General features: G+C 62.2%; 25 protein-coding genes. 7 read left to right on the top strand and 18 right to left on the bottom strand.

Annotation, left to right across the window (positions count from 1 at the left end):
- A partial coding sequence (locus PI87_RS29755) for a hypothetical protein (RefSeq protein ID WP_232314092.1) occupies window positions 1–256 on the top strand: 256 nt, incomplete at its 5' end.
- Between the two features lie 11 nt (window positions 257–267).
- On the opposite strand, the gene PI87_RS25650 is transcribed toward PI87_RS29755, so the two are convergent.
- The 18 genes from PI87_RS25650 to PI87_RS25565 all read right to left on the bottom strand — a co-directional run bounded on the left by PI87_RS25650 (window position 268) and on the right by PI87_RS25565 (window position 13,752).
- Window positions 268–714: a TadE/TadG family type IV pilus assembly protein gene (locus tag PI87_RS25650; protein ID WP_039600560.1), complete on the bottom strand. Its 447-nt coding sequence runs from the start codon at window positions 712–714 to the stop codon at window positions 268–270.
- Window positions 707–1,204, bottom strand: coding sequence for a TadE/TadG family type IV pilus assembly protein (locus tag PI87_RS25645; RefSeq protein WP_039600559.1), 498 nt, complete (start codon window positions 1,202–1,204; stop codon window positions 707–709). The genes PI87_RS25650 and PI87_RS25645 overlap by 8 nt, the downstream gene beginning before the upstream one ends.
- 9 nt (window positions 1,205–1,213) lie before the next feature.
- Complete coding sequence (locus PI87_RS25640) at window positions 1,214–2,422, bottom strand: pilus assembly protein TadG-related protein (RefSeq protein WP_269746672.1); 1,209 nt, start codon at window positions 2,420–2,422, stop codon at window positions 1,214–1,216.
- A gap of 257 nt (window positions 2,423–2,679) precedes the next feature.
- Window positions 2,680–3,126, bottom strand: coding sequence for a GtrA family protein (locus tag PI87_RS25635; RefSeq protein ID WP_039600557.1), 447 nt, complete (start codon window positions 3,124–3,126; stop codon window positions 2,680–2,682).
- Between the two features lie 120 nt (window positions 3,127–3,246).
- The gene (locus tag PI87_RS25630; protein ID WP_039600556.1) at window positions 3,247–4,329 is read right to left on the bottom strand and encodes a M48 family metallopeptidase; all 1,083 of its coding nucleotides are present in this window, start codon (window positions 4,327–4,329) and stop codon (window positions 3,247–3,249) included.
- A gap of 21 nt (window positions 4,330–4,350) precedes the next feature.
- Window positions 4,351–5,427 carry a YjgN family protein gene (locus tag PI87_RS25625; RefSeq protein WP_039600555.1) on the bottom strand — a complete coding sequence of 359 codons (1,077 nt, stop codon included), beginning with the start codon at window positions 5,425–5,427 and terminating at the stop codon, window positions 4,351–4,353.
- 228 nt (window positions 5,428–5,655) lie between these two features.
- Complete coding sequence (groL, locus tag PI87_RS25620; RefSeq protein WP_039600554.1) at window positions 5,656–7,299, bottom strand: chaperonin GroEL; 1,644 nt, start codon at window positions 7,297–7,299, stop codon at window positions 5,656–5,658.
- 104 nt (window positions 7,300–7,403) lie between these two features.
- Window positions 7,404–7,694 (bottom strand): co-chaperone GroES, encoded by a 291-nt coding sequence (gene groES / locus PI87_RS25615; RefSeq protein WP_004629730.1) that lies wholly within the window; start codon window positions 7,692–7,694, stop codon window positions 7,404–7,406.
- A gap of 489 nt (window positions 7,695–8,183) precedes the next feature.
- Complete coding sequence (locus PI87_RS25610) at window positions 8,184–8,510, bottom strand: EthD family reductase (protein ID WP_039600573.1); 327 nt, start codon at window positions 8,508–8,510, stop codon at window positions 8,184–8,186.
- A gap of 190 nt (window positions 8,511–8,700) precedes the next feature.
- Window positions 8,701–9,150: an arsenic resistance N-acetyltransferase ArsN2 gene (gene arsN2, locus PI87_RS25605; protein ID WP_039600553.1), complete on the bottom strand. Its 450-nt coding sequence runs from the start codon at window positions 9,148–9,150 to the stop codon at window positions 8,701–8,703.
- 18 nt (window positions 9,151–9,168) lie between these two features.
- Window positions 9,169–9,906 (bottom strand): arsenical resistance protein ArsH, encoded by a 738-nt coding sequence (gene arsH / locus PI87_RS25600; protein ID WP_084210102.1) that lies wholly within the window; start codon window positions 9,904–9,906, stop codon window positions 9,169–9,171.
- Entirely contained in the window at window positions 9,884–10,306 is a 423-nt protein-coding gene (gene arsC / locus PI87_RS25595; RefSeq protein ID WP_039600551.1) for an arsenate reductase (glutaredoxin), read from the bottom strand. Before arsC ends, arsH begins: the two co-directional genes overlap by 23 nt.
- A gap of 28 nt (window positions 10,307–10,334) precedes the next feature.
- Window positions 10,335–11,042, bottom strand: a complete 708-nt coding sequence (locus tag PI87_RS25590; protein WP_039600550.1) for an aquaporin — start codon at window positions 11,040–11,042, stop codon at window positions 10,335–10,337.
- Between the two features lie 5 nt (window positions 11,043–11,047).
- Window positions 11,048–11,542 (bottom strand): arsenate reductase ArsC, encoded by a 495-nt coding sequence (locus PI87_RS25585; RefSeq protein WP_039600549.1) that lies wholly within the window; start codon window positions 11,540–11,542, stop codon window positions 11,048–11,050.
- Between the two features lie 12 nt (window positions 11,543–11,554).
- Entirely contained in the window at window positions 11,555–12,049 is a 495-nt protein-coding gene (locus PI87_RS25580) for an arsenate reductase ArsC (RefSeq protein ID WP_039600548.1), read from the bottom strand.
- A 10-nt stretch (window positions 12,050–12,059) separates the two neighbouring features.
- Entirely contained in the window at window positions 12,060–12,542 is a 483-nt protein-coding gene (locus tag PI87_RS25575) for an ArsI/CadI family heavy metal resistance metalloenzyme (RefSeq protein ID WP_039600572.1), read from the bottom strand.
- An 11-nt stretch (window positions 12,543–12,553) separates the two neighbouring features.
- Window positions 12,554–12,877 carry an ArsR/SmtB family transcription factor gene (locus PI87_RS25570; protein ID WP_039600547.1) on the bottom strand — a complete coding sequence of 108 codons (324 nt, stop codon included), beginning with the start codon at window positions 12,875–12,877 and terminating at the stop codon, window positions 12,554–12,556.
- A gap of 164 nt (window positions 12,878–13,041) precedes the next feature.
- Entirely contained in the window at window positions 13,042–13,752 is a 711-nt protein-coding gene (locus tag PI87_RS25565; protein WP_198139629.1) for a response regulator, read from the bottom strand.
- A 343-nt stretch (window positions 13,753–14,095) separates the two neighbouring features.
- Between PI87_RS25565 and PI87_RS25560 the strand changes: the two genes are divergently transcribed.
- From PI87_RS25560 to PI87_RS25535, 6 genes are read left to right on the top strand one after another with little or no spacing between them, the layout of a single operon-like run.
- Window positions 14,096–14,737, top strand: a complete 642-nt coding sequence (locus PI87_RS25560; RefSeq protein ID WP_039600545.1) for an energy transducer TonB — start codon at window positions 14,096–14,098, stop codon at window positions 14,735–14,737.
- A 57-nt stretch (window positions 14,738–14,794) separates the two neighbouring features.
- Entirely contained in the window at window positions 14,795–15,583 is a 789-nt protein-coding gene (locus PI87_RS25555; RefSeq protein ID WP_052321768.1) for a MotA/TolQ/ExbB proton channel family protein, read from the top strand.
- A 3-nt stretch (window positions 15,584–15,586) separates the two neighbouring features.
- On the top strand, window positions 15,587–16,018 hold the full coding sequence (locus tag PI87_RS25550; protein WP_039600544.1) for an ExbD/TolR family protein: 432 nt from the start codon (window positions 15,587–15,589) through the stop codon (window positions 16,016–16,018).
- A gap of 27 nt (window positions 16,019–16,045) precedes the next feature.
- On the top strand, window positions 16,046–16,477 hold the full coding sequence (locus PI87_RS25545; RefSeq protein WP_039600543.1) for an ExbD/TolR family protein: 432 nt from the start codon (window positions 16,046–16,048) through the stop codon (window positions 16,475–16,477).
- Window positions 16,478–16,528: 51 nt separating this feature from the next.
- Window positions 16,529–17,890, top strand: a complete 1,362-nt coding sequence (locus PI87_RS25540) for an MFS transporter (RefSeq protein ID WP_039600542.1) — start codon at window positions 16,529–16,531, stop codon at window positions 17,888–17,890.
- A gap of 27 nt (window positions 17,891–17,917) precedes the next feature.
- Window positions 17,918–18,931 (top strand): dipeptide epimerase, encoded by a 1,014-nt coding sequence (locus PI87_RS25535; protein WP_039600541.1) that lies wholly within the window; start codon window positions 17,918–17,920, stop codon window positions 18,929–18,931.
- Window positions 18,932–18,933 lie beyond the last annotated feature (2 nt).

Genomic DNA, 18,933 nt, shown 5'->3' with positions numbered 1-18,933 from the left:
AGCGGGCGGAAAAAAGACGGGGAACTGTCTGAGCGCAGCGAGTTTTCCCCGTCTCCGCACGGTTACAAAAATTCAAGGGGAAGTCGCCATCTCGGGCGCGCCTTTCTTTGCTTACTTTCTTTGGCAAGACAAAGAAAGTGAGTCAGCCCCGCCAGGGGATGAAACAGGGGATGCACCACAATCGCCAGGAATGAAAAAAGGGATGGACCACCAAGCCCATCCCCCAGCAAAAAACAGTGAACTAGACCAACACTAAGAACAGGAACCTCAAGAGCAAACGCTACTGCTATTAGCATCCTGCCCCATGATCTCCCGCGGCAGATAAGTGGAAAAACCCGGCACAGCAAGCCGTGAAAAGCCAATCCAGGTCGCCGGCGAATAAGGCGCCACCGTCATTCCGGTAACGCTGACGGCAACCCCACCGCAGCTCGTAGCATCGCAGGTGGTGCTCACGGCCCCGCTGGTGTCGTACCACTGCACCGACACGTTCGCTGCCTTGAGCGTCGGCAGGATCGTCTGCATCTTGGTCAGAACGGATGTAGACCCCTGACCGCAAACCACCGCCTGTCGCGCACCCCAGCGCGTCGCCTCACCCACGGCGTTCCAGGTAAATAGAATGCGCCCAAAGTCGAGGATGCCAAGCAGCACCGTCAGAAAGAGCGCCACCACAATGGCGAACTCAACCGCCGTCGTACCTTTCTGATGCTTATTCATAGGACTGCCTCATGGTCACTGAGATGTTCCCAAACGGGAACGAGGTGATCGACCCTTTGCCGCCCGCATAGAAGCGCAGGAACGCCATCATGTCGATCACCGGATTGAACGTGTAGCCCGAGATCGTGACGGTGACGGTATTGATGGCCGGGTCGGTCCCTTGCGCGATGTTGGAGGTGCAGTTCGTATTGGACGCATCGCAGATGGAGACCATGCTGGACGTCAGCCCCGGCACCAGCGGCGCTTGGGTTTTGCCGACCGTGGGCGTGCCATAGACCGCCAGGTTCGTCGCCGTTGTATAGGAGGTCGCGTTGCCGGCAGCCTGCGTGCTCAAGTAGCGCGTGGCGTCTCGGGTAGCCTTCGCCAACGTGTTGTACGTGTAGATGGCGCGGCCGAACTCCGTCACTGCAAAGGTGATTGCCAGCAGCAAGCTGAGCATGATGGCCAGTTCAACCAGCGCTACGCCGCGTTGTCGTTGTCTAGTTTTCATGGCGCGCTCCTATTGCACCAGTGCCGGAATCAGGGGGCCCGCGCTGCCGCCGGCCAGACCACTGGGCGCACATGGACTGCTGGTGCTCCCTGCGTTGCTCAGGAACTCAAACTGCGGCGTGTTGTGGGTGCCGTCTATGGGCTGCAGCATCAGCATGCAGGCGTAGTCGATGATCTTTGACGCGGACGAGATGACGGGCACCAGGACGAGACGCCGGTTCACCCCATAGGTGGCAAGGTCGCCACCGTTCCCGCTGGTCGCGAGGCTCTTGTAGCCGCCCTTGACGTTGAGCCCGGTGATCTTGTCGCCGCCAGACACGCTGCTACCGGTATCGTCGTAGTTGGCATACGCAAGTCGCTTGTTCTTGAAGTTGGCTGCGCTCTTGTCGGAACCCGCTGCGGGCGTGCCGCTGTAAGCGTTCTGCGGCACCGTGTTTGTCCAGTTGGTCGATGTATAGGAGTAGCCCGTGAAATCCGGCTGCAGTTGCGACGCATTGGACTTGTTCTTGTAGATGCCAAAGCGGGCGTTCCAGTTGTCGTCAACGGACACCTTCGCGCCGGGTGTGCCCAGTTGGTCACCGATCTTGGAGTTGCAGTAGCCCTGATCCATTTCGGTTTTTGTCTCGTTGGCGTTGGTGGAGCCGTCGAGGTTGTACCAACCCATCTCACCCGGCGTGGTGGAGCCGCCTGCGTACAGCATGCTGACCCACTCACCAATCTGGAAACCGTAGTTGGGTGCTGTCCCACCGGTTTTCGGAATCAAGGCCACCGGGATCGGACACGTGCTCTGCGCATGCACACGCGTGGCCACTGCCAGCGCGGCAACGGCATAGCTGTTGGCACCGCCAACGAACTTGATCAGGCGCGCCGTGATCCCACTTTTGGAGTGCTTGCACTTGACGTAGCTGGATGTGCTAGACGCAACGCCGGCTGCGCTGTATGTGCCATTCAGTGCCGTGCTGAACGTGATGTCGGCATTGGCCAACGACGCAGACGATGCCTGGTAGACAACACGGTTGGCATTGCCCGCCGTCACTCCCGCATTCGTCGCCCGTGTCAACGCATCCGAGGCACCATCCAGCTCCTGCGCGGCCGACAAGGCACAGCTATCCACCGCTGACTGCAGCTCCGTCTTGGCCACGAACAGCCCGCTCAGGTCGATCACCAGGCCTGCCATGCCCAGCAACACGGCCAGCATCAGGCCGACCATCGGGAGCACCGCCCCTCGTTCTCTCTGTTTGGTGTACGCGCGCATATGCCTTCGCCTCCGCCGGTATGAATGGCTATCGGGCGTTGTACTGACTGCCTGCTGCGACTCGTCGGCCGCATGCAGGCTTCCCCGTCCCTTATCGTCAGTTGTAGCTGCCGCAAACGCAGTCCGAAACTGGCCGTAGGTATGATTCAGCGATGAAACGCGAAGCCGCCTGGTCGCTTGCATTGCGGGCGGTTTGTGCAGGCAGCCCATGTGGCCCTCCGCTAGCGGAACGTCCAGAACCGATGCAATACAAAGGTGAGCGGCGGCACCACCGACAGGATGGCTGCAAGCCCCACCCAGTAGCTCAGGCCCAACGTCTGGGCAAGCCACGAGATCGCGAGCGTCAGCGCCAGACCGAGCAGTGACACAGCATAGAAGCGCAGGAAATTGGCACGCCCCGGCTTGGCCGAGAAGCTCCACAGCGCGTTGAGCAGGTACGAGCAGACATTGGCGCAGACAAACGCCACGCCGTTGGCCGTCACCTGAGAGGCAGAAAAACCGTTGATGAGCGTGGTGGCAATGGCCACGTGCACGCCTGTGGCTACCACACCAGAAACCCCGAAGCGGAACACGCGGATCATCATCATGCGATCCGGTAACCGCTGCACAAGCGTTGGCGGCAGCACACCCGCCAATGCGTTCATGACGCCCGATTCTGCGTGTCGCATGATGTCCCCCCGTCCCTCTGCCACCATTCTTGGTGGCACAAGGCAAGGGAGAAATCGATCAAACGGATGACGAAACCGCCGGGAATTGGACGAGCCGAATGCCCGGGTCAGAGGCCAGCGTCAGTCGCTGTCTGCGCCGCTGGCGCCGCGTGTGCGGTCAAAGCGACGCAGCGTGTCGATGCGCTCACGCGTGAGCGGATGAGATGAGAAAAACGCCGCAGCATCGTCATCGCTGGCAGCGTCGGTCTTCTTCGCGCCGTCAGCCTTGCGCATGCCGCCGTGCGTGTCTTCCAGCGCCTGCAGCACATCCGCAAACGCGCTGACAGACAAACCGTTGTCCTGCAACAGTTCCGCCGCGTAGTGATCCGCATCGCGCTCGTAGTCGCGCGAATAGCGCAGCGTGAGCATCGCCGCCGGCACGCCCGACAGAATGGTCGACACATCGCCAAAGAGCAGCGCCGCTGTCGCACCAATGGCGGAGGATTGAATCAGCTGACGCAGCCCGTGGCGGTACTCGACGTGCCCGGCTTCGTGCGCCAGCACACCCGTGAGGCCATCGCCCTCGCCCACCAGTTTGACCAGCGCATCGGTCACGATGATGTCGCCGCCGGGCAGCGCAAACGCATTGGCACCCAACGAGCCTGCATCCCGAAAGACGATGTTGTACGTATGCGTGGCTTGCGGTGCACGCAGTGCCGCAAAGCGTGCACGAATGCGCGCCTGCTGCGCCTCCGGCAATTTGCTGGGCTTGAGCCAGCGCTCGTCCAGCGCGCGCAGCGTACCCTGCCCGAGCTGGGACTCCACGCGTTGCGGCACCATGTTCGCCACCACCTTGGCGCCCCACGGCAAGCCGTAGCGGTAGCCGATTACCAGCACCAGCAACGTCACGATCAGCGCACCCAGCGCGAGCTTCCAGCTGTTCTGCGCACGCACCACCAGGCCCTCCTGGTGGCCGGTACGCTGCAGCAGCGTGTTGAGCGCCGCCTGCTCGGCCGGATCGGCAATCTCGCAGAAGGCACCATCTTCGAACGTGATCAGGCGCGGCGCGTGCTTGACGCGCTCTGATACACGCAGCGTAGGCAGCGCTGCACGGCGCAACAGCGTGCCGTCGATATCGAACAGCACCGCCTCGCCCGCCTCGACAGCAAGACGCACGGGCTGCGCGCGCGACGTCCGACCGTCGAAGTAGGTGGCGAGGATCATGGGTGTTGCCTTGCAGCGCGTTTACAGAGCGATGTCGATGTCGTACCAGTCCACCGCAGCGTCGCCCAGGGCGCCCACCTTGGTGGCCTCGCCCGCCACGAACGTATCGAGCGAGCCGGCCGCAAACAGCGTCACCGAGTCGAGCTTGTAGCGCAGCGTGCGCACCCGCGCAAACGGCGTGAACAGACCGATGGTGATGGCGATCAGCACCGCGTTCGACACGTAGATCCAGAACAGCTTGCCGGCAGCCACTTGGCTCTGGAAGCGGTGCGGGCCCAGCGTGGTGTGGCTCCACACCACGTTCTGCAGGCGCGACATGAAGTACGGTGCTAGGAACAGCATCGCCAAGTACATCAGCACCACCGCAATGGAGATACCGATGGCCGCGCTAGCGTTGTTAGCGCCCTTGCCCAACGAAACACCGGTCAGAAGAATCAATGCACCTGCTGCAACGACAGCCAGCAGTGCCAGTCCAAATGTGCGCAGGTACACGCCATAGAAGTTGCCGGGCGTGCCCGAGAAATCGAACGGCGTGGTGCCGAAACGCGTGTTGCGGTGCTGATAGCGCTTGAAGCGCTGGTGCGCCAGCGGCGCCAGCAGGTACAGCGAGAACACGCTCAGGATCGGCCAGACCAGGAAGACCATGTAGCCTTCCGCATCCTTGCCGGTGAAGGCGAAGCGCAGACCACGGTAGCTGGAGTTGGCCATGCGGAAGCGCAGCGAGCGCACCAGCAGCCACGGAAACGCCGCCGCCAGCAGCACGAGGAACACGAGCGACAGCACCGGCGACGCGTGGCCCAGCAGGTTGAACGCCAGTGCCAGCACGAAGATGATCGCGCGGCCCTTGAGGATGGCGGTCGGGCTGCCGTGGTAGTCGAAGCTCGATCCGGCCAACTGCGTGTTGCGATAGAAATACTGCATCGTGCGCACCTTCGCCCAGGCCGAGTAGATACCCAGCGTGACGATGGTCAGCAGCAGGTTGACGATCCAGATGCGGAAGTATTCCGAGCCGCTGCCGATAAAGCGGATCCGCAAGGGTTGCGGGGCAGCCGGAGCGGGGGCGCCGCCCAGAATGGGCTCGCGTGCGATGTCGTTCATCTGTTTTCCCTTCCCTGTGTTGTTGTCGTGCCCGCTCAGAAACAGAGGCTCGCGGGTGGGCCGATTGTAGCGAAGCCTGCCGCAATGCAACGTTAACGGCGCGTTAACAAACCAAAGGCGGTGCTCATCGCACAACAAAAAACCCCGCAGGCTCGCACCCGCGGGGTTTTTTGTTTGGAACAGCCACTGGAAGAACCAGCGGCCGGGCCGGACTGCCGGACTGGCAAATTACATCATGCCGTCCATGCCGCCCATACCACCCATGCCGCCCGGCATTGCCGGAGCTGCATCGTCCTTCGGCAGTTCTGCCACGGCGCAATCCGTGGTCAGCATCAGCGAAGCGACCGAAGCGGCGTTCTGCAGCGCGGTGCGGGTCACCTTGGTCGGGTCCAGCACGCCCATTTCCACCAGGTCACCGTACTCGCCGGTGGCGGCGTTGTAGCCGTGGTTGCCCTTGCCAGCGATCACGTTAGCGACCACAACCGAAGCCTCGTCGCCAGCATTCGTGACGATCTGGCGCAGCGGCTCTTCCATGGCGCGCAGCACGATCTTGATACCAGCGTCTTGGTCAGCGTTGGAACCCTTCAGGCCCGAGATGGCAGCGCGGGCACGCAGCAGTGCAACACCGCCGCCAGCCACGATGCCTTCTTCCACGGCAGCGCGCGTTGCGTGCAGTGCATCTTCCACGCGGGCCTTCTTTTCCTTCATTTCGACTTCGGTGGCAGCGCCAACCTTGATCACGGCAACACCGCCGGCCAGCTTGGCCACGCGCTCTTGCAGCTTCTCACGGTCGTAGTCCGAGGTCGCTTCCTCGATCTGGGCACGCACTTGCTTCACGCGGGCTTCGATGTTGCGGGCATCGCCAGCGCCATCGATGATCGTGGTGTTTTCCTTGCCGATTTCAACGCGCTTGGCTTGGCCCAGGTCGTTCAGGGTTGCCTTTTCCAGCGTCAGGCCGACTTCTTCAGCGATGACCTGGCCGCCCGTCAGGATGGCGATGTCTTCCAGCATGGCCTTGCGGCGGTCGCCGAAGCCCGGAGCCTTGACGGCGGCGGTCTTCAGGATGCCACGGATGTTGTTGACCACCAGCGTTGCCAGGGCTTCGCCTTCGACGTCTTCAGCGATGATCAGCAGCGGACGGCCAGCCTTGGCCACTTGTTCCAGCACCGGCAGCAGGTCACGGATGTTGCTGACCTTCTTGTCGAACAGCAGCACGAACGGGTTGTCCAGCTGAACGACTTGCTTTTCCGGGTTGTTGATGAAGTACGGCGACAGGTAGCCGCGGTCGAACTGCATGCCTTCCACGACGTCCAGCTCGTCGGCCAGCGACTTGCCGTCTTCCACGGTGATCACGCCTTCCTTGCCGACCTTGTCCATGGCTTCAGCGATGCGCTGGCCGATGGATTCGTCGCTGTTGGCCGAGATGGCGCCAACTTGTGCGATCTCCTTGCTGGTGGTCGTCGGCTTGCTGATGTTCTTCAGCTCTTCGACGGCAGCAGCGACAGCCTTGTCGATACCGCGCTTCAGGTCCATCGGGTTCATGCCGGCGGCAACGTACTTCATGCCTTCGCGCACGATCGACTGAGCCAGCACCGTAGCGGTGGTGGTGCCGTCACCGGCGTTGTCGCTGGTCTTGGAAGCGACTTCCTTGACCATTTGCGCGCCCATGTTCTGCAGCTTGTCCTTCAGCTCGATTTCCTTGGCGACCGACACACCGTCCTTGGTCACGGTCGGGCCACCGAAGCTGCGCTCCAGCACCACGTTGCGGCCCTTCGGGCCCAGGGTCACCTTCACTGCGTTGGCGAGAATGTTCACGCCTTCAACCATCTTGGCACGTGCGGCGTCGCCGAACACTACGTCTTTAGCTGCCATCTTGAGAATCTCCGAGATCTTGGGATGTTGCCCGCGCAGGCCAAATGCGCTGCGCCGGCAATGAGGATTGGTTTATTGGTAAGCCGATGCGACAGAGCGCCCGCTTACTTCGCCACCACGGCCATGATGTCTTCTTCGCGCATGACCAGGACTTCCTGACCATCCACCTTGACGCCCTGGCCGGCGTACTTGCCGAACAGCACGCGGTCGCCGACCTTCACGTCCAGCGCGATCGCATTGCCCTTGTCGTCTTTCTTGCCCGGGCCGACGGCCAGCACTTCGCCTTGATCCGGCTTTTCAGCGGCGGCGTCAGGGATGACGATGCCCGAAGCGGTCTTGGTTTCGTTATCCAGGCGCTTCACGATCACGCGGTCGTGCAAAGGACGCAGGTTCATACACAACTCCTCAATGCAAAGTGAGTGTTTATTCACAAAACGCGCCGCAGAGCGCGGCGCTTCGGTCAAGCTTCGGGGGCGGAGGCATTGTTAGCACTCCAACCCGGCGAGTGCTAATTATAGGGACGGGGTATTACGATTTCAAGAATGGGAATTTGGAGAACGTCATTGTCGATGTCGAGATTCGCTCAACACCGAACTTTGTTCATTCAACGCTTCCCCCTAGCCCCAGCCTGGCATTGCGTCAAAGAATCCTTTTTCTTCAATGATTTACATCCCGATAGCTAAGCGCCGAGAGCGACGCATAGCGCTCCACAAGGGAGGTGCATGCAGAGCGGGGCAGACCTTTGATCAGAGGAAAAACTGCGCATGAATCACAAAATATTCTCCTGAGCCACTGCCCCCGAAGAAAAAGAAAGACTGCCGCCGGTGCTTGGAACGCGAGGAGGCGCTGACGCGGCCGTCCTCAGCGACCGCTTCCGATCTTGGTCAGACTTCCGAACGCTCGACGACCACCTCACTGATTTGCAGCACGGGTTGTATATCCGTGTAATTGGCTATGTCGGCCCGGATCTCCTGCGCGTGCGGGTCGCGAGCTGCCTGGAAAGCTTCGATAGAGGTGCAGACGAAGTCGCACTTGGCCACATAAACAGGGTCAGCGCCCGGGGCACCACCCGCGATGCCCTTGTCCACCGTGTAGTACAGACATGCAGCGCCGAGCCGCTGTTTCACCATCGGCATATGCCTCTCGCGGTAGTAAGCATGATCGAATCGCGCGCCTGCGGCGTACGGGTACATGACGCTGACTTTGATCATCGGGTTCTCCTGTTGCTGCACGGTAATCGGGGCGCCGCCCGCGACGGCGACATCGAAGTCGCCGATGTAGGGCGTGGCTAAAGCGTCTTCCAGAATCGGCGTACGCATTCTTCTGATTGTAAGCACCCGATGCCGCGCGTTGACCGGCGCGTAGTGAACCCGCGAACACCCCTCAGGGCGGGCGGCAAGCTCAACTGGTCGCAAGGCGTTCTTTTGACATGCAAACAGCAGATGCCGGGCAAAGCCCGCTGAACTGCGCGCTGGCCCGTACGTGCAAAGGCACTGCATTGCGATCGCATGGTTGGTAGCCGATTCGGCTGAAATAGTCGGCGGCGGTGGTGGTCAGCAGGAACAGCCGCTGCACACCAATGGCTGCAGCATCGCGCTCGGCGATGCCAACCAGTGCACGCCCCAAGCCACTGTCACGCATGGAGGGCGCCACCGCTACCGAGCGAAGCAGTGCATCGGTGCCGTACACCTCAAGCCCGGCACAACCGAGAATCTGTCCATCTCGCTCAACCAGATGAAAGCGGCTGTCTTCATCACTGGCGCCCACATCCTCGCTTGGAAGGCCTTGCGCGACCAGCAAGGCCCGTATGGCTACATGGTCCTCAAAGCGCGCCGGACGGAAGGTGGGCATGGTCGGGCCTTACACAGTTCAGATACTGCGTTGATTGACGCGCTTCGACAGCGCTTCGGCGCTTTCCTTGCGCTCGCTATACCGGTCGACCAGGTACGGACCAATGTCTCGGGTCAGCAACGTGAACTTGACCAGTTCCTCCATCACATCCACCACGCGGTCGTAGTAGGACGACGGCTTCATCCGCCCGGCTTCGTCGAATTCCATGAACGCCTTGGCCACCGACGACTGGTTCGGGATCGTCAGCATGCGCATCCAGCGCCCCAACACGCGCATCTGGTTCACAGCATTGAACGACTGCGAGCCGCCGCTCACCTGCATCACCGCGAGCGTCTTTCCCTGTGTTGGCCGGACAGCACCAACCGACAGCGGAATCCAGTCGATCTGCGACTTCATGATCCCGGTCATCGCGCCATGACGCTCAGGGGAGCACCACACCATGCCCTCCGACCACATCACTAGCTCGCGAAGCTCAACCACCTTCGGGTGACTTTCGGGCGCGTCGTCGGGTAGCGGCAGACCACTTGGGTTGAAGACGCGTACCTCGGCTCCCATCGCTGTCAGCAAGCGCGCGGCCTCCTCGACCAACAGGCGGCTGAATGACCGCTCGCGCAGTGACCCATACAGCAGCAGAATTCGCGGCGGATGGGTCGACGGTGATGCCGGCCGCAGTTTAGCGGCGTCAGGCACGCCGAACAGTGTGGCGTCGAGCTGCGGCAGATCGTTCAGCAGCTCAGACACGCTTGCCCTCCGCATCGATGACGACTTCGCCGTCCTCCTTGGTGAAGGGCCCCTTCTGAGGGTTTTGCAAGATGTCCAGGACAACTTCCGACGGCCGGCAAAGCTTCGTGCCGAGCGGCGTGACCACGATGGGCCGGTTCATCAGGATCGGATGCTGCCCGATGAAATCGAGCAACTGCGTGTCGGTCCATTTCGGATCGCCAAGGCCGAGTTCTGCATACGGCGTGCCTTTCTCCCGCAGCACGTCGCGCACGCTCAGGCCGGCGTCGGCCAGCAGCTTGACCAGCGTTTCCCGCGACGGTGGCGTCTTCAGGTATTCGATGACAACGGGTTCCTCGCCGCTGTTGCGGATCAGGGCCAGCGTGTTACGCGAGGTGCCGCAGGCGGGGTTGTGATAGATCGTGATGGTGCTCATGTCGAGATTCCTTGGGCACGGGTGAGCCCTACGTTTTCGGCAGGTGCTCGCCTGAAGATTCAATGACGTTGGGATGGCCGCTGCGGGCAAGGCGCGGCTCAAGCGCCCGGTGCAGCAGCACACCGAGGACAGCCCCCACGCATTCGGCCAGCACGAACCCCGGCACGCTGCCCGGCGCAATACCGGCAAAGCTGTTGCTGAACATGCGCCCGAACGCCGCTGCCGGATTCGCGAACGACGTAGACGCCGTGAACCAGTACGCCGCGCCGATGTACGCCGCCACCATGGACGAGGCACGTCCGTTGGGCGCGCGCAGGATGACCAGGAGCAAGCCAGCGGTTGCCACCGCTTCGGCAATCCACTGCCCCGTGCCGCTGCGCACCTTGGTGGAAAACTGCAGGATGCTCATGTCGAACATGGCATGCGCCAACCATGCGCCCAGCACCGCACCAACCAATTGCGCAACGATGTACGGCACCAGCGCTGTGCCGGGCAGTTCGCCGCGCGCCGCCATCACCGCGCTGACCACCGGATTGAAGTGCGCGCCGCTGACGGGCCCCAAGGTCTCGATCAGGATGTACAGCCCGCCCACCGTGGCCGCCGTGTTGGCGAGCAGCGCTATCGCAACGTTTCCACCAGCCAGGCGCTCGGCCATGATCCCCGAACCAATGACGATGGCCAGCAGCAACGCCGTGCCCAGTGCTTCGGCGATGAGCCGGCTGCGCATATCCACCATGGCGATCAGTCCTGCGAAATGCGTTCAAGCTCGGCCTGCAGCTCGGCGTTGCTGAGCGTATCGAGCGGCAGCGCGAGAAGTTGCAGCATGCGGTAACCAATGGCCTGGCGCGTCAGCTCGAAGGCCTGGCGCTTGCCTTCGTCGCCGCCGGGCGCGTTGGACGGGTCGGCATAACCCCAATGCACCTTCACGGGACTGCCTGGCCAGTACGGGCAGGTTTCCGCCGCAGCGCTGTCGCATACGGTGATGACGATGCGCATCTGCGGCGCGCCGTCGGCAACGAATTCATCCCAGCTCTTGCTGCGGTAGCCAGTGGTGTCGATGTCGGCGTTGGTGAGCGCTTCCAGTGCAAACGGGTTGAGGCGGCCGCTCGGCGCGCTGCCGGCGCTGTAAGCGCGCACGTCTTTGCCGAGCTTCTGCGCCCAATGGTTGAGCATGCCTTCGCTCAGCACGCTGCGTGCGGAATTGTGGGTGCAGAGGATGAGGACGTTGGTGGTCATGGGGAGGCGTATTTACTGTTGGCCGATGTCGCGCACGGCTTTCTGCAGGGCAACGGTATCGAGCTTCGGAATGGGTAGCGACAGGAACAGCTCAATGCGGCGCTTCAGGGTGATGGCCGCATCGCGAGTGGCTTGCTGCTTGCGCTCGTCCGAGCCTTCCACTGCAGCAGGATCGGCGACACCCCAGTGGGCCGTCATCGGCTGGCCGGGCCAGACCGGGCACATCTCGCCGGCCGCTTTGTCGCAGACGGTGAACACGAAGTCCAACTCGGGGGCACCGTCTTGCGAGAACTCGTCGCAGCTTTTGCTACGGAAACCGTCCGTCGAAGCGCCGAACTGCTGCAGCGCGCGCAGCGCAAAGGGGTTCACCGCGCCGGCGGGGTGGCTGCCTGCGGAGAACGCCTTAAAGCGGTCGCCTCCAAGGTAGTTCAGCAAGCCCTCAGCGAGGATCGAGCGGGCGGAGTTCCCGGTACAGATGAACAGCACGTTATAGGTCTTGTCGGCCATAGCGGCGCTCCTAGCAGCAGGATGAATTGGACTTCACTGCGATGCCGACCGGCTTTCCACGCGGCGCGCGCGGTGCGCAGCAGGCAGAACCTTCCGTGGCGGCCTCTTCCTTCTTGCCTTCGCTGAACACCGGGATGTTGCCGAGCGAATGGAAGTACTCCCAGGCAATGCCCTGCGGGTCGGTGATCCAGTGCTTATCGCTGCGGGCGTAGCAGCAAGTGGTTTCGCCTTCGTCCAGGAGCGCCATGTCTGCGGCTTCGGCACGGGCCTTCAGTTCGGCCAGTTCGCCAGCGTCATCCACCTGGAAGCCAAGATGGTCAACGCCAGTTGCGCTGCCGCGCGTGGAGATGGCGAAGTTGATGCGCGGGTCGTCCAGCATCCACTTCGCGTAGTCACCCTCTACACGGGTCGGCTCGGCGGCGAACAGCTTGGAATAGAAGGCGACGCTCTTGCTCAGGTCGTCAACGTGGACGTGAACGTGGAATCGTTTCATGGGGCGCTCCTTCAGCATTTGCAATCGACGGAACTGGTTTCCAGGCACGCTTCGCCCTGGCAGCAGTTGGCAGTCAGGAAACCCAGCAGGGCGTCCATGTGGTCATAGGCCGCGCGGTAGATCAGGTTGCGGCCGTCACGCTCTTGCGTCACCAGGTGCGCGTTCATGAGTTCCTTGAGGTGGAACGACAACGTGGCGCCAGGCACGTCGAGCTGCTCGGCAATCGCACCGGGTGTCAGGCCCTTGGGCCCGGCCACCACCAGCATGCGGAACACTTGCAGGCGCAGACCGTGGGCAAGCGCGGCAAGGGATCGGATAGCGTCGTTTTCTTCCATAATTCCAATATATTCGAATTATTGGCAAACAACAAGGAATCCGCCTCATTGACAGAGGCACGCTCTTAGATCCCCTTGGCGGCGAACCACGGAACCACGTGCTGTACCCAGCCCCTCAAGTCTGCAGACCGCTCAACATCGCATGCGGGCCGATTCAACCATGCTCAATGCTGCTTGGTATCGAGCATGTAGCCTTCCCCGCGAATCGTACGAATCAGCTTGGGTTCCTTGATGTCTTCTCTCAACTTGTGACGCAAGCGCGATATCTGCACGTCGATGCTGCGGTCGAATGCATCGGTTGACTTGCCGCGTGCGGCATCCATCAAGTATTCGCGACTGAGTACGCGCCCCGGAGCGGCAAGAAATGCATTGAGGAGGCGGAACTCGGCATTCGACAGTGGGATCACCGTATTGTCGGCAGCGATCAAATGGCGGCCAATGAGGTTCAGGCGCCAGTTCGCGAACCGGCACTCTTCCTGGGTATCGGCCCGCGCATGCAGCTGCGCTCGCGTGCGGCGCAGGATTGTCTGGATGCGCGCCACCAGTTCACGGGGCTCGAACGGCTTGACTACGTAGTCGTCGGCTCCCAGCTCGAGCCCTACGATTCTGTCCGCCATCTCACCACGCGCCGTGAGGATGATGATCGGGATGTCTGACTTCGCGCGAATTTCGCGGCATAGATCCAGTCCATCGCCATCCGGCAACATCAGATCCAGCACGACGATATCGGCTGCGCCTTCCGCAAGTGCTCGATGCATATCGGCACCGTTGGCTGCCTGCGTGGTGGCCATACCGAAATCGGCCAGGCAATCACACAGCAAGCCTCTGATCTGCGCATCGTCGTCGACAGCGAGAACATGAATCGATTTGGTCACGGCGTCCCCTCCCTGGTGTCGCAGTAGCAGCGTGCTGCCCTAGCGCTCATTGATTATGAGCCGCCAATATAAGGGCTTTTTTGTACGGATTGTTTCGAGCTTGAAATAATCGATCTGGGCCTGGTTGCGCATGCGTCCACGGCCATGCGCCCTGCCGGATTCCGATCACTCCGATCGCGCAATGGGATGCCCGCTTCACGCGCGCAATCGCGCCACGCTCCGCCGCTTCCCGCCGCGCATCCCGTTTCGTATCAACCTCGATACAAAGTCGAGATGAAGTGGAAATGCCCAGGCTTTAACGTGCTCCTCAAGAAGACCTACCAAGGCAGGAGACACGTGGCATATGAACTACGCCCAACCCAAACCGCACGCTCGTCGAATGGCCGGCATCGCATTCGTGATCGCATTGCATGTGGTGATCCTGTACGCGCTGCTGAGCGGTATCGCAACACACGTCGTGAAGATCATCCAGGCGCCGATCGAAACGCGTCTGATTGAAGAGGTCAAACCGCCGCCGCCTCCACCGCCGCCCAAGAAGCTGGCGGAGCCACCACCGCGGCCGAAGCACGTTGCGCCGCCACCGCCGTTCGTGCCCCCGCCGGAAGTGCATACCGCTGCACCGCCGTCGCAGAACACCATCACAGCACAGTCCGCCACACCAACGCCGTCTGCACCGATTGCACCTCCGGCACCAGCGCCGGCACCCGCGCCAGTCGCCGCAAGCGTCGGGGTTGTATGTCCGAACTCGACGCAGGTGCGTGCGGGCATCCGCTATCCGCGTGAGGCGATCAAAGACAACCTCACCGGCGACGTTGTCGTGATGTTCACGGTTGGTACCGACGGCAACGTGAAAGATCTGCGCGTCACGACATCCGCCGCACCTGTGTTGGATCGCGCGGCCGAAAACGCCGTGCGGCAATTCCACTGCATCGCGCAAGGCCAGGAGGTGCGCGTACAGGTGCCCTTCTCCTTCAAGCTCGATTAAGGCTGCAACCGACAGCCAATGCCATCACTTTGTTCTTACACGTATCAGGAGACGCATATGTTCAAACGCTTCTACCCAGCTGCTGCCACAGCCGCTCTGACGCTGGCAGCCAGTGCCGCGCATGCCGCCACCGATGTGGCAACGAATCCATACGGCCTCGAGGCTCTCTGGAAAGGCGGCGATCTCATTGCGCGCGGCACGCTGCTGATCCTCATCGTGATGTCGATGGGCAGCTGGTACATCATCGTCGCGAAGCTGCTTGAACAGGCGCGCGTGCTCCGCCGTGCAAAAACAGCGGAGACCGCGTTCTGGACCGCGCCCACGCTCGCAGAGGGCGCACGCGCACTCGACGAGGACAGCCCCTTCCGCTTCATTGCACAGGCCGGCCTCTCCGCATGGGATCACCACGACGGCGCGCTGCTTGAGCAGATCGACCTGGATACCTGGGTCACCACTGCTGTTGAGCGCGCAACCAACACCGTTTCCAATCGCCTGCAGGACGGCCTCGCCTTCCTGGGTACCGTCGGGTCAACCGCGCCATTCGTGGGTCTGTTCGGGACGGTGTGGGGCATCTATCACGCGCTCACTGCCATCGGCATTGCCGGCCAGGCGTCGATCGACAAAGTGGCCGGCCCCGTGGGCGAAGCCTTGATCATGACCGCCATCGGCCTGGCCGTGGCCGTGCCGGCTGTGCTCGGCTACAACTGGCTGGTACGGCGCAACAAGGCCGTGATGGAGCGCGTTCGCGGCTTCTCCGCCGAACTGCATACCGTTCTCTTCACGGGCAAGACCAGCGCTGCCGCTGCCACCGCAACGCGGTCCATGGCCATTGCGCGCGTGGGGTGAGCCATGGCCATGACCGTCGGAACCGGCAGCAATGACGAGCACGATGAGGTGATGGCGACCATCAATACGACGCCCTTGGTGGACGTGATGCTGGTGCTGCTGATCATCTTCCTGATCACCATTCCGGTGGTCTCACACACCGTGCCGGTCACGCTTCCCAAGGAAGCCGTCCATCCGCTGCAAACCACACCCCAGAACGTGATCCTCGCGGTGACGAAAGACGGCGACGTGTTCTGGAATGAAGGTCATGTGCCTGACACCCAAACGCTGGTCGACAGGCTCAAGACGGTTGCGGTGCAAACACCGCAGCCGGAAGTGCACATCCGCGGCGATCTGGATGCACGTTATGCCGCCATCGGACGTGTCGTGCTCGCCTGTCAACGCGCCGGTATCGCGAAAGTGGATTTCATTACCGAAGCACCGCCGCGCCAATAACCCATTCACACCACAAGGAGGCCCGTCATGGCAATGACGATGCATGGCGGCAACGGCGATGAGGCCGAGGTCATGGTCGAGATCAACACCACCCCGTTGATCGACGTGATGCTCGTGCTGCTCATCATGCTCATCCTCACGATCCCCATCCAAACGCATGCGGTGAAGCTGGACATGCCGACCGACGCACCGGCGCAACTCCCGCCGACACCACCGGCCGTCGTACAGATCGACGTTGCACCCGACGGCAGTCTCGCCTGGAACGGCGAACCGGTGACCTCTCGTGCGCAGCTGGAAACCCGACTTGCAGCAGTCAGCGCAGACCCCGCGCCAACGGAGCTGCATCTGCGTCCTGACAAGGCGGCGCCGTATCGCGCCGTTGCCATGGTCATGGCGTCCGCCCAACGGCTGGGTGTGACGCGCATCGGGCTGGTCGGCAACGAGCAGTTCATGCCGTAAGCGGCACGACGCGGTCACCCTCTCGCACCTTCCTCAATTGTCGGATCCACCATGTTCGACTCGAAACTCGACCTACCTTCCCCCGCCCTGGGGATCTCTGCCCCAAGGGAAGCGTCCGCTGGCGCGCTTGCCTGGTTCGGCCTCGCGGTACTCGTGATCGTCGCGTTCTTTGCCAATATCGACCGGCAGATACTTGTCCTCCTCACAGAGCCCATCCGGCAGGATTTCGGCCTTTCGGATCTGCAGATCGGCCTCCTGCAAGGCGCCGGCATCGCGCTCTTTGCAGGCGCGGCGGCACTGCCGATCGGATGGGTGGCAGACCGCGTCGACCGCCGCCTCGTGCTGGCGGTGTGCATCCTGGTCTGGAGCGCAGCGACGGCGACCTGCGGGCTGACCACCGGCTTCTGGCAACTCTTCATCGCCTCCATCGGATTGGGCATCGGAGAAGCAGGATTGATGCCCATCATCTACGGCATGATTCCCGACCTGTTTCCCGCACGACAGCGCGTGCTTGCCAACTCGGTGTTCGCGCTGGTCAATCTGCTCGGTGCCGGCGCGGGTATGGCCCTGGGGGGCGCGCTATTGCAGGGCGTCACGGCGATGCACGGCACGCTACCCAGTGCGTTGGCCAGCTTCTCGCCCTGGCGTCTGGCCTTCTTTGCCGTTGCCATACCTGCACCGCTTCTGGTCATCCTGGTCACGATGATCCGCCCCAAACATGGTGACCGCAGCAGGAACATGCACGCCGCCGAGCATGTCGCCACGTCACCCCTGACCGCACGTGTCTACTTCCAGCGCGAACGGGCCATGATGGCGAAGTTCTTCGGTGCGATTGCGTTGGTCAACATGGCGTTCACCGGCATCACCACCTGGATGCCCATCGTTGCCGTGCGGAATTTTGGTGCGGCGCCGGCAGGGGCTGGTGGCGGGTTGGGGGCCGCGGCCACAATCGGCAGCGTCGTTGGCTGCGTGCTGGGCTGGCTGATCGCGCGCCGCATCAGCCAGCGTTTCGGCGTATTGGCCCCGCTGCGCGTGTGTGAGTGGGGTGCGCTTGCCGCGGCGCTCGCTTCTCTTGGCTACCTGACAGCCAGCTCGGCGACGTTCGTCTACAGCCTCTTTGGACTGCAGTTCGCCTGCATTGTCGCTGGCATGGTGCTGTTTCCCGCCATCATGCAAAGCATCTGCCCCGCGCATTTGCGTTCACGCGTGGCCGCCATCGGTGTGCTGACAACCATCGTCGTTCAGGCTGGCAGCCCGGTATTCATCGGCGTGATGTCGGACCGCTTGCAGGCAGTCAACCACGGTCTCTTGCTGGCGATCATTGGCGTCGCCCTGGTTGGCTTCTCTTCCGCTTGCGTGCTGATGCGCGCAGCCGGTAAAGGCGTGCGCGACGCGATTGAGCGCTACGCATAACGCACCACCCACCGTTCACCGAACACCATGGAATCCTGCTCTCTCTCGATTCGAATCGAGCGCTGGCCGCTGGCCGCTCCATTTCAAATTACCGGATATCGCATCGACACCGCCCGTGTGGTCGTCGTGACGATCGCTGACGACCACCATGAAGGTTCTGGTGAAGCGTCCGGCGTCTTCTATCTTGGCGAGACGCCCGAATCGATCGTGGCGCAGGTCGAAGCGGTACGGCCATCCATCGAACGCGGCATCACCCGCGCGCAGTTGCTGACGCTGCTGCCGTCGGGCGGTGCGCGCAATGCGGTAGACGCTGCGCTCTGGGCATTGGAATCGAAGCGCAAAGCATTGCCGGTCTGGCGCGTAGCGCATCTTCCGCCACCGCGCCCGTTGCTCACCACGATGACCATCGGCGTCGATACCCCACAGGCGATGGCGAGCAAGGCATGTAGCCTGCCCCAGGCCCGCGCGCTCAAGATCAAACTCGATGGCAGCGTGCGTGATGCCAGCCGCCTGTTGTCCATTCGCGACGCGAGGCCCGACGTCCCGCTCTCCGTCGATGCAAACCAAGGCTGGTCGCGCATGCACCTCGATGCAATGCTTCCAGTGTTGCAGCAAGTCGGCGTCGACATGCTTGAACAGCCTTTCGCGATCGGCGCTGATGCCTGCCTCGACACACTGGACTACCCGATCCCCCTGGCCGCCGATGAGTCGTTCCAGGACGTGCAAGACCTGCCCAGCGTCGTTCGTCGGTACGACATCATCAACATCAAACTCGACAAGTGCGGCGGGCTCACGCGCGCGCTTGAACTCGCCGGCAGCGCGCGGTCTGCGGGCCTCTCGGTCATGGTCGGATGCATGCCGGGGACGTCATTGGCGATTGCGCCTGCCTTTCTTCTCGGGCAGTTGTGCGACCGCGTTGACCTCGATGGCCCGCTGTTCCTTGCCAAGGATCGTGCGGTCAGCGCCCACTACGCAGACGGGCTTCTACTGTGTCCAGAGGATGCCTGGGGGCCCACCATCGATCACGCTGTGCTCCCGTAACG

It is taken from the genome of Ralstonia sp. A12 (genome assembly GCF_000801955.1).
Lineage (GTDB): Bacteria > Pseudomonadota > Gammaproteobacteria > Burkholderiales > Burkholderiaceae > Ralstonia.
This window is presented reverse-complemented; position numbering and strand designations above follow the sequence as displayed.

Excerpts from the sequence above, each read along its gene's own strand:
- PI87_RS25650 (WP_039600560.1), bottom strand. The coding sequence starts at position 714 with ATGAATAAGCATCAGAAAGGTACGACGGCGGTTGAGTTCGCCATTGTG.
- PI87_RS25535 (WP_039600541.1), top strand. The coding sequence starts at position 17,918 with ATGGAATCCTGCTCTCTCTCGATTCGAATCGAGCGCTGGCCGCTGGCC.
- PI87_RS25630 (WP_039600556.1), bottom strand. The coding sequence starts at position 4,329 with ATGATCCTCGCCACCTACTTCGACGGTCGGACGTCGCGCGCGCAGCCC.
- PI87_RS25645 (WP_039600559.1), bottom strand. The coding sequence starts at position 1,204 with ATGAAAACTAGACAACGACAACGCGGCGTAGCGCTGGTTGAACTGGCC.
- PI87_RS25610 (WP_039600573.1), bottom strand. The coding sequence starts at position 8,510 with ATGATCAAAGTCAGCGTCATGTACCCGTACGCCGCAGGCGCGCGATTC.
- PI87_RS25585 (WP_039600549.1), bottom strand. The coding sequence starts at position 11,542 with ATGACCACCAACGTCCTCATCCTCTGCACCCACAATTCCGCACGCAGC.
- PI87_RS25635 (WP_039600557.1), bottom strand. The coding sequence starts at position 3,126 with ATGCGACACGCAGAATCGGGCGTCATGAACGCATTGGCGGGTGTGCTG.
- PI87_RS25575 (WP_039600572.1), bottom strand. The coding sequence starts at position 12,542 with ATGAAACGATTCCACGTTCACGTCCACGTTGACGACCTGAGCAAGAGC.
- PI87_RS25540 (WP_039600542.1), top strand. The coding sequence starts at position 16,529 with ATGTTCGACTCGAAACTCGACCTACCTTCCCCCGCCCTGGGGATCTCT.
- PI87_RS25555 (WP_052321768.1), top strand. The coding sequence starts at position 14,795 with ATGTTCAAACGCTTCTACCCAGCTGCTGCCACAGCCGCTCTGACGCTG.
- PI87_RS25560 (WP_039600545.1), top strand. The coding sequence starts at position 14,096 with ATGAACTACGCCCAACCCAAACCGCACGCTCGTCGAATGGCCGGCATC.
- PI87_RS25550 (WP_039600544.1), top strand. The coding sequence starts at position 15,587 with ATGGCCATGACCGTCGGAACCGGCAGCAATGACGAGCACGATGAGGTG.
- arsH (WP_084210102.1), bottom strand. The coding sequence starts at position 9,906 with ATGCGGAGGGCAAGCGTGTCTGAGCTGCTGAACGATCTGCCGCAGCTC.
- PI87_RS25545 (WP_039600543.1), top strand. The coding sequence starts at position 16,046 with ATGGCAATGACGATGCATGGCGGCAACGGCGATGAGGCCGAGGTCATG.
- PI87_RS25625 (WP_039600555.1), bottom strand. The coding sequence starts at position 5,427 with ATGAACGACATCGCACGCGAGCCCATTCTGGGCGGCGCCCCCGCTCCG.
- PI87_RS25590 (WP_039600550.1), bottom strand. The coding sequence starts at position 11,042 with ATGGTGGATATGCGCAGCCGGCTCATCGCCGAAGCACTGGGCACGGCG.
- groES (WP_004629730.1), bottom strand. The coding sequence starts at position 7,694 with ATGAACCTGCGTCCTTTGCACGACCGCGTGATCGTGAAGCGCCTGGAT.
- PI87_RS25570 (WP_039600547.1), bottom strand. The coding sequence starts at position 12,877 with ATGGAAGAAAACGACGCTATCCGATCCCTTGCCGCGCTTGCCCACGGT.
- arsN2 (WP_039600553.1), bottom strand. The coding sequence starts at position 9,150 with ATGCCCACCTTCCGTCCGGCGCGCTTTGAGGACCATGTAGCCATACGG.
- groL (WP_039600554.1), bottom strand. The coding sequence starts at position 7,299 with ATGGCAGCTAAAGACGTAGTGTTCGGCGACGCCGCACGTGCCAAGATG.
- arsC (WP_039600551.1), bottom strand. The coding sequence starts at position 10,306 with ATGAGCACCATCACGATCTATCACAACCCCGCCTGCGGCACCTCGCGT.
- PI87_RS25580 (WP_039600548.1), bottom strand. The coding sequence starts at position 12,049 with ATGGCCGACAAGACCTATAACGTGCTGTTCATCTGTACCGGGAACTCC.